Genomic DNA, 11,650 nt, shown 5'->3' on the forward strand with positions numbered 1-11,650 from the left:
GGAAAATGAGTGAACCTGTCGATGAAGAAGTCACGTTCGCGCCAGATCATCATAGGTACTCCAGATAGTGCCGACACGTCAATCGTTCCGACTGATCCGCTAAATGTCCCGATGCGTGATCGATCCGGACCACGAAAAGCTCCCGATATAATCAGCGTTGTCATTCAACCAGGACATCGCATGAAATCAGTCATCGCTCTCATCGCAGCATCCGCTATCGCATCGACCGCGTTCGCCGCCAACAGCATCGACAAGTTGCCGTCGGGCGTCGTCGTCGAGCATCTCAAGCAAGGCACCGGTCCGCAACCAACGGCCGACGACATCGTGCGCGTCAATTATCGCGGCACGCTCGCGAACGGCACCGAGTTCGACAACTCGGAAAAACACGGCGGACCTGCGACATTCCCGCTCGGCCGCGTGATTCCGTGCTGGACCCAGGGCGTGCAGAAGATGAAGGTCGGCGGCAAGGCCAAACTGACCTGCCCGGCAGCGACCGCTTACGGCGATCGCGGTGTCGGCGCCATCCCGCCGAACAGCGATCTCACGTTCGAGGTCGAACTGCTCGGCATCGGCAAGTAATCGAGCCTTAAAACGACGGGACGCGCGACGCGATCAGGCGTCGCGCGTCCCGTCGCACGAACTGCGAGCGTCGATGTGTAGAATGGCCACGTCCCTAAGCGCAAGGCCCGCCGCATTCATTACGAATAGCTGATAAGAGAGCCGAATCGCAAGACAAATTTAAGGAGACGAACATGTGGTTTGTCGGCAAAAGCGAACTGCTCTCTCTGATCCAACATCATTGCCTCGATGAGGTGATGCCCGCCTTCAGCGACCATCGCACGCTTCGCAAGAACACCATCGTGTATCGCCCGGATGAGTCGAGCGAACACGTCTATTTGCTCAAGAGCGGCAGCGTGAGGCTGTTCCGTCTCACGGAAGACGGGCAGGAAATCACGCTCGCGTTCGTCAAGGCAGGCATGATCTTCGGCGACGGCGACGTGCTCAACCAGGCGAACTATTCGCATCACGCTCAGACGCTCGCGCCCAGCATGGTCTGCTATATCCGCAAGCGAGACTTCAAGGACCTGCTCGCACGCTACGAGGTCATCAATGAATTCGTGTTACGAAATCATTATTTGCGCTGGCAGGAAGCGCAGCAGCTCATCGAAAACCTCTCGCTGCACGACGTCAGAAAGCGTCTGACGAACCTTCTCGTGATGTTCGCGGGACAGGTCGGCGCGCCCTGCGATTACCTTGAACAGGGCGATGCGATTCTGATCGACCTTCCGATCGCGCAGGACAAGCTCGCGGAATTCATCGGCACGTCGCGTGAGTCGGTGAACCGACATTTCAGCGATCTCAAGGCCGAAGGACTCGTCGACATGCGCGAGCGCAAGATCGTGCTCACGCCCGCATTCGTCGCGCGTTTCCTCAACAAGGCTCAGCCGAGCGCGACGCCGGCCCTCGCGTCGCTCTGAGCGAGCGCGCGCTTCACGGCGGCCACGCCGCTTTGCGGGCTCGACAGCACCGGCACCGGCAATGCATCGAGCGTCGGCACGAGCCGCGCCATCGACACTTGCGCGAGCACGATCACATCGACATGATCGGCAAGCTCGACGATCGCGCGTCTGAGGATATCGTCGTGCTTCGCCCCGTCGCCGGCCAATAGCGCTTCGAACGCGCCCTCGGCGATGCATTCCGTCACGTCCACCTTGCGTTCGTGCTGCACGGCCTTCCTGCGAATCAGACGCGCCGTCGGCTCGAGCGTGGTCGACACCGTCGCCACGACACCGACACGCGCGCCGAGCGCGCAGGCCTGCTCCGCCATTGCTTCGTCCACCTTGATGATCGGCGTGCGAATCATGCCGCGCAGCACGTCCGTCGCTTCGCCCACCGACGAGCACGCATTGAGGATGAGGTCCGCGCCCATCGCCTGCGCGTTCGACATATAGCTGAAAAGGCGCGCCGTCACTTCGGGCGTCAGGCGGCCGGCGGCCCGCACATCGGCGAGCAGGCTGTCGTCGACGATATTGACGACGCGCGCATCCGGCAACTGCTGCGCGAATTGCGCCTTCAAAGGCTCGACGGTCACTGGTCCGGTGTGCACTACAACGATCATGGTCATGACTGGTCCGTATTCGTTCGTGGATGATCAGGCGGTGGCGAGCGCCATCACCTTTTCCTGCGATGCTTCGGCGCGACTCAGTTCGCCGCTGATGCGGCCTTCGCGCACGGTCAGGATGCGGTCGCTCAGCGCAAGCACTTCGAGCAGATCCGATGAAATGACGATCACGCCGATGCCCTGCGCCGCGAGCCTCGCGATGAGCGCATGCACCTCCGCCTTCGCGCCGACATCGATGCCGCGCGTGGGCTCATCGACGATCAGGACTTTCGGATTGCGCGCCACCCATTTCGCGATGACGATCTTCTGTTGATTGCCGCCGCTCAGGTTCACGACTTTCTGCTCGACACCCGGCGTCTTGATGCCGAGCATGCGTACGTACTGCTGGCAGCTTTCGCGTTCGCGCGCGTATTGCACGAACTGAAACGGCGAATAGCGTCGCAGATGCGTGAGGCTGAAGTTCTCGCGCACGCTCATGCCGAGCACGAGGCCTTGCGCCTTGCGATCCTCGGTGACGAAGCCGATGCCCGCGCGAATCGCATCGTGCGGATTGCGAATCCTGACCGGCGCGCCGTCGATCGAAACCGTTCCGGTCGATGCGCGCATGCCGAAGATCATCTCCATGATCTCGGTGCGCCCGGAACCGACGAGGCCCGCGATACCCAGCACTTCGCCGCGATGCAGGGTGAAGCCGATATCGCGGATCCGCGCCTCCGCCTTTTTCACCGGCCTGAGCGACAGGCCGCGAACTTCGAGCACAGGCGTGCCGCTCGCATGCGATTGCGGCTCGCCGTAGAGTTCGCTGAGTTCGCGATCCACCATCTGCCGCACCAGCGTTTCGCGCGTCACTTGCGCAATCGGCGCGGTGCTTACCGTGCGGCCATCGCGCAAGACCGTCACGCGATCCGCGAGATCGAAGATCTCTTCGAGACGATGCGAGATGTACACGACCGCGATGCCGCGCTCGCGCAGACGCTTCACGAGGCCGAGCAGCACGCTCGTCTCGTGATGACTCAGCGATGCGGTGGGCTCGTCCATGATGATCGCCTTCGACTGCGCGCTAAGCGCCTTGGCAATTTCGATCATCTGCTGCTGGCCGACGCTCAGTTCGCTCACGCGCGTGGCAGGATCGATGTCCATGTCGATCGTGCGCAACACGTCGCGCGCTTGCGCATACATGCGCGCGCGATCGATGAAGCCGAATCGCGTGCGCGGCTCCTTCGCCAGAAAGATGTTCTCGCCGACCGTCAGGTTCTCGACCACCGCGAGTTCCTGATAAATGATGTTCACGCCAAGCGCGCGCGCGTGATGGCTGTCGGCGAGCGCGACCTCGCGCCCTTCGATGCGGATCGTGCCGCCCGGATCGGGCGCGTACACGCCGGTCAGGATCTTCATCAGAGTACTTTTGCCCGCTCCGTTCTCCCCGGCGAGCGCGAGCACTTCACCGCGATGAATGTCGAGACTGACGCGCTCGAGCGCCTTCACGCCGGGAAATGTCTTCGAGATATCGCGCATCTCGAGAAAGGGCGTCATTTCGTGTAGCTGCCCATGTTGTCCTTCGTCACGACGGTCACGCCGGTGTCGATATCTTTCGACTGCGCCTCCGTGCCCTGAATCTGCGCGACGAGATGCTGAACCGCGAGCGAGCCCATCGTGACCGGGCGCTGAACCATGATCCCCTGTATATAACCTTCCTTCAGGCCTTTGAGCGTATCGGGCAAGTCGTCGAACGCCAGCACTTCGAGCTTGCCCTTCATCGCGCCGAATTCCTTCGTGTTGAGCACCTTCGCCACCGCCGGTCCGCCGACCTGACTCACGCCGAAGATGCCGCTGAGATTCGGATGCGCGCGCAAAGTCGTCTCGACGACGGACACGCCGCGCGCGAGGTCGTCGTCCGTGCCCTGGGTCTCGACGATCCGGATGCCCGGATACTTAGCGAGGCCACGCTTGATGCCCGAGATGCGCTCGTTGAGGTTCACCGCGCCGAGCTGGCCCGTGATGATCGCGACTTCGCCCTTGCCGTTTAACGCACGGCCCATCGTGTCGGCCATCGTCTCTCCGGCCTGCACGTTGTTCGTGCCGATGTACATCGAGCGGCCGCTATTGGGAGAATCGGAGTCGTAGGTCAGCACTTTCACGCCGCTCTTCTCCGCGCGCTTCATCACGCTTTCGACCGACTTCGGCTCGTTCACCGAGATCGCGATGCCGTCCACATGGCGCGAAATCAGGTCTTCGATGATCTGCACCTGCGTCGAACCTTGCGTGTTCTGCGGCACCACCCATTGGTACTTGACGCCGGCCTTGTCGGCGGCGGTCTGGGCGCCCTTGTTGCAGTCATCGAAAAACGGCACCGCGACCTTGGGTATCACGGCGACCGAGATGTCCTTCGCGTCCTTCGCGTGCGCGATGCCGGCACACGCGGCCGACAATGCGAGCAGCGCGCTCGCGACGATTGTTGGCGTGGGTTTCATGCTTCGTCTCCTTTGATTGTTTTCGACCTACACTGCCTCAACGACCCTTGCGACGCACGCGCCAGATGTCGATGCTCACCGCGATCAGGATCACGCAGCCGGTAATCGCCTGCTGCGCATAGGTATCGATGTTCAGCAGCACCACGCCGTTGGTGATGATGCCCGCGAGCGCCGCGCCGATGATCGCGCCCTCCACGCTGCCCGCGCCACCCGACAGACTCGCCCCACCGATTGCCGCCGCCGCGATCACGTCCAGCTCTGCGCCGAAGCCCGAAGCGGGTTCGGCCGATACGAAGCGCGAGAACGCGATCACGCCCGCCATCGACGCGATGAATCCCGACAGCACGTACACCGTGAATTTCACGCGCGCCGTCCGCACGCCCGAGAGGCGCGCAGCGACTTCGTTGCCGCCCGTCGCGTAGACGTGACGACCGAAACGCGTCTGACGCATGACGATGGAGAAAATCACGGTCATCGCGAGCAGGATGACCACCGGAAACGGCACGAAGCCGACATAGCCCTGACCGATGAAGGTGAAGGCATCGGGCACATCGGGCGTGACCGGTACGCCCTTGGTGATGATGTACATGAGCCCGCGTCCGATGGAGAGCGTGCCCAGCGTCGCAATGAAAGGGGGCAACTGGATCCACGTGATCATGACGCCGTTGAACGCGCCCACGACGAGCCCGACGGCGAGCCCGCACAGCACTGCGGCGAACGCGCCCAAGCCATGCTGGAACGCGAGCGCGGTAATCAGCGACGACAGGCCCATCACCGAGCCGACCGACAGATCGATACCGCCCGTGATGATCACGAGCATCATGCCGATCGACATCAGCGCGACGAGCGAGAACGAGCGGAACACGCCCATCAGGTTGTTGGTGGTGAGAAAGTACGGCGAGAACAGGCTGATGAGCAAACCGACGAGCAGCAGCACCGACAGCACATTCAGTTCGCGGATGCGCAGACAGGCGTGCAACACGTCCACGGCGCGGGAGTGCTGCGCGGGTTCCTTCTTCGACGATATTGCGCTCACCGATGTCCTCCTGTTCAGGATGGCGTCGATCTTATGAGCGCACGGGCGGCGAAATCTGTGACGCGCGTCATAGTCGCGCATCGGGGTGAACCCGAATCGATACGCACGCGTGGCTATGACGCGCGTCACAGATTTCGCGCGCCGAACGGCCCTACGATGGGTTCCGTCTGAAGCGGACTACATCAAAAGGAGCCACAGCATGACGAAGCGAGTGATTGTGACCGGCGGCAGCGGACTGGCCGGGAAATGGGTCGTCGAGGATCTGGTCGCGCACGGCTACGAGGTGCTCAACGTCGACCGTGTGCCGATGGCCAAAGCCACCGCGCGCACGCTCATCACCGACATCACCGACGCGGGTCAGGTGTTCAACGCGCTCGCGTCGAGTACCACGTCTAAGGAATTCGACGACGACATCGAGCCGAAGCCGATCGACGCCATCGTGCATTTCGCGGCGATTCCGCGCATTCTCGTCACGACGGATAACGAGGTTTTCCGCATCAACGTGATGGGCACGTACAACATCCTCGATGCGGCGTCGAAGCTCGGCATCAGAAAGGTGATCCTGGCGTCGAGCGAAACGACGTACGGCGTCGTGTTCGCGCACCGGCATCGCGACCCGCAGTATTTTCCGCTCGACGAGGACTATCCCGTCGATCCGATGGACAGTTACGCGACATCGAAAATCATCAACGAGGTGACGGCCAAGGCGTTTCACGCGCGCACGGGCGCGGATATCTACTGCTTTCGCATCGGCAACGTGCTCGACCCGGTCGATTATCAGAAGTTTCCGGTCTGGCTGAAGGATCCGGCGTTGAGAAAGCGCATCGCGTGGAGCTACATCGACGGCCGCGATCTGGCGACGGCTTGCCGGCTTGCGATCGAAAAGGACGGCCTGGGCTTTCAGGTGATGAACGTCGCCGCCGATGATGTGTCGTCCGATCAGCCGACGGCCGCGCTGGTCGAGCGTTTCTATCCTGGCGTGCCGGTGAAGAAGCAACTGGGAGAGTTCGAAACGCTGCTGAGCAACGAGAAGCTCAAACGTCTGCTGGGATGGCGGCAGGCTTACCGTTGGCGCGAACAGGTCGCGAAGTAGAGCGTGCGCGTTTATTGCGAGTTGGTCTCTCTCGTCGGCACGGCGGAAAATGGCGTCATCGGAGCGCAGCGCCCGCTGCGCTCGTTGCCGGGCTGGCGAACGAGAGACATATATGAAGAACTCACGGAAAATCTGGCCGATCTGGTCCGCGTTGATGATCTCGCTCGCCGGCTGTGCGGCAGGCAGCACGTCGGCGGACGGCAGGCATCTGAGCGAGACGCAATGCGGCGACCTCACCGCGCTGAAAAACAACGCTCCGCCCACACGCGAGCGCAACCTGAGTGAATTGGCGGCGCTGAGGGCGGCCGGGTATGACCCGTCGAGGTTCTATGACCCGTACTATCCGGATGATCTGCAGGCGGCGCAACGTCAGGTCGATCGGTGGTATCGGGCGGAATGTCGGGCAGTGCGGTCGGAGTGACGGGCGTGGGGGTGCGTCGATTTATTACGTAATCCTGATTTGTCGGGCGTTGTATTGGGATGATTTTCAATCGTTCGGTGCGGTTTGGCGATGCGTGATAAAGAGCGACGCGCGTTCGTGGACGCACCCATTTGCCGCGCCCTCTTTACTTCCGCGGACTTCTAATGCGCGACGTTGTGCCGGTGGGTGCGCTCCAGCAATTCCACTTCAGGTCCGCTAGTTCCCGTGTGTAGCTCGACTCCGCTCACGTGGCCGCTAGTTCAAGTGCGCCTGACCTCAACATTCCGCGAGTCGAAGAATCGTATCGAATGCTACAGAAGGCGTTCAACTTGTTACGCACACGGCGATTCGACGCTCGTGGGAGCATTTTGAAGCACTAGGTCAGGCTTGCTCGGTGCCGCGCACTGATTTTCCGTGAAACATCCGGTCGACATGCGGGTATCAAACGGCTGAAAGCCTTTCTGCTAGCGGCTCTGGGTCATTGGCGATGTTTGCGCTGATTGTTTCACGGCAAGGCGCGACGTGGCGACACGGGCCGTAGCGCGCATCGTCTCGCCCGGCTCCATCGATGACGCGGGCGCCTCGACGCGCCTGCGATGGTCTCCATACAAACTGTGAGGTAGCAACGCTGTTCGTTGCTTCTGTGAGCACCGCAGTGCCGTCGCGGACGATACGGACGAACGCGCCGAATCTAGCGTAGGTGGCTTTTCGTACCGTTTATGTGGGCTCTTGCAATCTACGGCATTTTTGCCGGCAAGCCTTTTCCTTCGCGCCACTTTTAGTTGACGAGGTTTCGATCGCGTCACGCTGCAGATTAGCAACTGCGCTCTCGCGCGGGTCAGGCTAGTGGGACAGCGCTATGAGAAACCTCCGCCAACAGACCTGCCTGGCGTGGAAAGCCGGTCACAATCAATGCGGTGTTGAGATCTAGGCGTGGACCAGCTTTGGCTGTGGCGGAATGCAAGCGCTCGCAGATAGAGGCGGCGTTTCGGGTGCATCGACAACTGCGGAGAGGGAAGCGAATCCGCGTCGCAGCGATCGGACGGCGTGTAGTTGTGCCAGTGCGGCCTTTTGCTTCTCTTCTACAACAACGTCGGTTCATCCCGTGCGCCGCCTGCCGGTCACGAATAAACCAGGACGGATTCTCAGGCATTTCTGCGGTGTGCCCAACATCCTAGGCACCCAACGCGAACGGGCAACGTGGCCGTTTCGCTTTGGATCGGACCATCGTATGAATGAGTGTGTGGTCTGGGAATTGGAGGTGCGGGAAGGGTGTCCCAAGTCGGGACACTTTCACTGAGTCCGCCGCGCCGCGAGCGCGTAAGAATCGGTGGCCAATAGCTAGCGCTTTTGACCGTGGCGGGCTAGGGACATCGTTCGAAGTCGTTATTGGATCCCGCCTTGCCCTCTGCACCACCGAGTGTCCCAAGTCGGGACACTCTTGACGCCGCTGTCGTCCGCTGAGTTCCACCGCCGTCAGCGTCCCAAGTCGGGACACCCCACTCGATTGCGCGCTCAAAACGCGCGCCGACGCTTAGCCATTGTCCGCAAACAACTGCGTAACCAACTCGCGAATTCGCTTCTCGTTTTCCGCAGTCAGCACGCCCGCCTTGATTTTCACGGTCAGCCCCGCCGAATCCTTCGTAATCGATCCCGCCTGTGATCCGCCGGAAAAAATCTTGTCGATACTTCGATCGCTCACGCTCGCGACGGTCTTGCCGGCATCATCCAAAGCCTGCTTGATCGCCTTCCCCAATTTCGACTGATCCAGATCGCCGGCCACAACTTTCGCCCAGAGGCCCTTGGCAACCTCATGCGCCGCGCCATCCCTTCCACGTAAAACCGACACCACGCCCTCCGCGGCCGTCGCACCCAGCAAGCGAGGTTGCACATCCAGATCCTGAACGACAAATTCAGGTAACTCTCCGAACGACAGATATCGATAAAGCTCCGATCGCGAAATTCCCAACGCCTCCGCCATGCGCTTTCGGTTCGGAAATTCCTTTTCGGTCCGCCGAATCGAACGCGAAATCTCGTAGTCGCACAAATCTTCCCGCGCCACGTTTTCCACAAGCGCCAGCATCGCCATCTCTTCATCAGAAAGTTCGACCACCAAAACCTTGATCGTCTCTTTCCCGATCATCTTGTGCGCGCGCCAACGCCGCTCGCCCGCTACGATCTGATATCCCGCCCCCACGCGACGCACGACGATTGGCTGAACCAGACCCGCCTCGCGAATCGACTCTGCGAGTTGCGCAAGCTTCGCGTCGTTGAAAACCTGCCGAGGCTGCCAAGGATTCGGAACGATCTCAGAAACCGACGCTTCCGACGAAGAACCGGCCTTCTCGAGATGCACGATTCGCTGCTGCGCAGCCGCCAATGCCGCCGCCATCCCTGGCGCGGTGCGCGGACTCGCGGACTTTTCCTGTTGTGGATCGAGCTGGATGTCCTTTGCCGCGCGAACTTCGGCGGTCTTGCTCATCATGCGATCACGAAGGCTGCTCATTGTCCGGCCCTCCATTGGGCGACATATTGGTCATCGATCCACTTGCAGTAATCCACCATCGGCTGCTTTACCCGCGCCAAAGTTTTCGCTACCGTTTCCGCACGCGATAAATCGAACACCGTCGAGAATGCCAACGCGCCGTTACTCATCACGGAACTCGCCGGAATCTCGGTCGTGTGCAGCCAGTCTCCATAAGCGCGTTGAGACCAGGAGCGCACGACCGGTGCCGACGATGTCGTCCCGTAATCCACCCTGGAAAGAAGCACCGAAATGAAGTCGTACGTTTTGTCGACTTCGTGCTGGACGAAACCATTCGCGACTTCCGCGAACAGCGACCAGAACGACACGGAAGAAATAAAGTCGAGGCTCTCCGGCACGAGTGGCATCACCATCGAATCGGCAGCCATCAGCCCGTTGAGCGTCATATAAGAAAGCGACGGCGCTGTATCGAGAATGATGTAGTCGTACTGCGCACGCAGCGGTTCGATGCCCTTGCGCAGCACGGACCAGAATTCGAAATTGGCGTGCGTCTTCTGCGCGGTAGGAAGATGAAACTCGGCATCGTGCAAATAGTTATGTGCCGGAATGACGTCGAGACCGTCCCAGTACGTAGTCTGCACCTTCGAGGAAAGGCCGCCTTCAATCTCCGGATCGTAGATGAACGGCAGGACGGTATCCTCCCAGGTCACGTCCTTTTCCGCATACAGACCACATAGCTCCGAAAGCGATGCTTGTGGATCGAGATCGATCATGAGAACCTTGCGGCCACGCAGACTCAGTCCCTGACCGATACACATCGATGTCGTCGTCTTGCACGAGCCGCCCTTGAAGTTCGCCGTGATCAGCACGCGTCCCCGGTGCTCACGTGTCCCCGTGACGAGCGGCGTCTGATAGATATCCGATACCTGTTGCACCCAGGCACGGGCATCCTTCAAGGAAAATACGCGTGCGCGACCGGTGCCGTGCGTTTCGCCCGGCGGCAACTCACTGCCTTCCTTGGTCGCCAGATAGTTGATTTTCTGACGGTCGATCCCGCACATCTCCGATAGTTCGCCTATCGTAAAGAGGGGCGCGGTCTTTCGCGGCCTGGGTGCGAGGATTTGGTCGCGCAGTTCATTTGTCATCACCGACAAACGTTCGGCGAACTCTCCCAGATTGGAGAGTTTCACCCTTCGATTAATCCCTGGCAGTTCGCTCAAATTCATTCTGATGCTTCCTGTAATGTCGACGGTGAGGCGTTTTATCCACGCTCGCCGCTCTTTCTACGGTTTTGGTTCAACTCGGTGTCGAACCGTAGAATACGCGTGGGCGCGACGGAAAGCCATGGCTATCAGACCAAAATTTGCGTAATGCGGATCGGCGGGCGAAAACTGCTTATTTATCTGAGGCTTGCGCAGTACGCTTTGAGCGATTTCGACATGCGCCTCGCGGAGTCGATGCCGAATGTGTGCGATGCAGCACGCGTTCTATCGTCGAGCCAACACAAAAGACCTCACCCTTGGTGAGCCTCTGGCCGCGAACACTCAGCTGTGCTCTGACGCAATCACAATTCACCTCACCCAACAAAGCGACTTTGCGCAGCAACACTGTCCGTTTTCCTGGCGCGGTCAGTTTCTCGCCTGAAAGCTTCACTCGACGCCGATCTTGCAAAGCGGGTTTGTTCGTTTACTTAAAGAATAAAACTCACCACCACCAACAGCACAACCATAACAATCGAAAAATCAATCACTTAGCGATGTAAAGTGAGAGATATTGTGTTCGAGGTGCTGTTGATTGAGCGTCAAGGTGATGCGTTTACCACGTGACGGTGAGATGCATTGGCGTCGCCGGTGAGATGTTTACGCGTCAGCGGTGAGGGAATTTGTGATGTCCCGCTGACCAAAGTGAGGTTTCCTGTGTCACGGCCTCGAGAAGGTGAGGTGATGTGTGTTGACAGCTCACCTTGTGCCCGGTACCGTACCGCTCGATACCACGAACCACGGCGCCGAATCGGGAGAAGGA

10 protein-coding genes are annotated in these 11,650 nt (G+C 60.1%); 4 read left to right on the forward strand and 6 right to left on the reverse strand.

What is annotated here, in order from left to right; translation table 11 throughout:
- Positions 1-180 precede the first annotated feature (180 nt).
- Positions 181-579: an FKBP-type peptidyl-prolyl cis-trans isomerase gene (locus NK8_RS25505; protein ID WP_213231564.1), complete on the forward strand. Its 399-nt coding sequence runs from the start codon at positions 181-183 to the stop codon at positions 577-579.
- Between the two features lie 173 nt (positions 580-752).
- Positions 753-1,478, forward strand: a complete 726-nt coding sequence (locus NK8_RS25510) for a Crp/Fnr family transcriptional regulator (protein WP_213230993.1) — start codon at positions 753-755, stop codon at positions 1,476-1,478.
- Here the strand turns inward: NK8_RS25510 and NK8_RS25515 are convergent.
- The 4 genes from NK8_RS25515 to NK8_RS25530 are packed head-to-tail and all read right to left on the reverse strand — an operon-like array spanning position 1,442 to position 5,629.
- Positions 1,442-2,125 carry an aspartate/glutamate racemase family protein gene (locus NK8_RS25515; RefSeq protein WP_213230996.1) on the reverse strand — a complete coding sequence of 228 codons (684 nt, stop codon included), beginning with the start codon at positions 2,123-2,125 and terminating at the stop codon, positions 1,442-1,444. The two genes, NK8_RS25510 and NK8_RS25515, sit on opposite strands and share 37 nt — an antisense overlap.
- Before the next feature lie 27 nt (positions 2,126-2,152).
- On the reverse strand, positions 2,153-3,655 hold the full coding sequence (locus NK8_RS25520; protein WP_213230998.1) for a sugar ABC transporter ATP-binding protein: 1,503 nt from the start codon (positions 3,653-3,655) through the stop codon (positions 2,153-2,155).
- Positions 3,652-4,593: a sugar-binding protein gene (locus NK8_RS25525; protein ID WP_213231000.1), complete on the reverse strand. Its 942-nt coding sequence runs from the start codon at positions 4,591-4,593 to the stop codon at positions 3,652-3,654. The genes NK8_RS25520 and NK8_RS25525 overlap by 4 nt, the downstream gene beginning before the upstream one ends.
- Before the next feature lie 37 nt (positions 4,594-4,630).
- The gene (locus NK8_RS25530) at positions 4,631-5,629 is read right to left on the reverse strand and encodes an ABC transporter permease (RefSeq protein WP_162068811.1); all 999 of its coding nucleotides are present in this window, start codon (positions 5,627-5,629) and stop codon (positions 4,631-4,633) included.
- Between the two features lie 199 nt (positions 5,630-5,828).
- Here NK8_RS25530 and NK8_RS25535 point away from each other — a divergent pair, with 199 nt between their 5' ends.
- The gene (locus NK8_RS25535) at positions 5,829-6,722 is read left to right on the forward strand and encodes an NAD(P)-dependent oxidoreductase (protein WP_213231002.1); all 894 of its coding nucleotides are present in this window, start codon (positions 5,829-5,831) and stop codon (positions 6,720-6,722) included.
- A 112-nt stretch (positions 6,723-6,834) separates the two neighbouring features.
- Positions 6,835-7,143: a DUF4148 domain-containing protein gene (locus NK8_RS25540; protein ID WP_213231003.1), complete on the forward strand. Its 309-nt coding sequence runs from the start codon at positions 6,835-6,837 to the stop codon at positions 7,141-7,143.
- 1,534 nt (positions 7,144-8,677) lie between these two features.
- On the opposite strand, the gene NK8_RS25545 is transcribed toward NK8_RS25540, so the two are convergent.
- Together NK8_RS25545 and NK8_RS25550 are read right to left on the reverse strand one after the other, a co-directional pair.
- Positions 8,678-9,649: a ParB/RepB/Spo0J family partition protein gene (locus tag NK8_RS25545; RefSeq protein ID WP_213231005.1), complete on the reverse strand. Its 972-nt coding sequence runs from the start codon at positions 9,647-9,649 to the stop codon at positions 8,678-8,680.
- The gene (locus tag NK8_RS25550) at positions 9,646-10,854 is read right to left on the reverse strand and encodes a ParA family protein (protein WP_213231007.1); all 1,209 of its coding nucleotides are present in this window, start codon (positions 10,852-10,854) and stop codon (positions 9,646-9,648) included. Before NK8_RS25550 ends, NK8_RS25545 begins: the two co-directional genes overlap by 4 nt.
- Positions 10,855-11,650: the final 796 nt, after the last annotated feature.

It is taken from the genome of Caballeronia sp. NK8 (genome assembly GCF_018408855.1).
Taxonomy (GTDB): domain Bacteria; phylum Pseudomonadota; class Gammaproteobacteria; order Burkholderiales; family Burkholderiaceae; genus Caballeronia.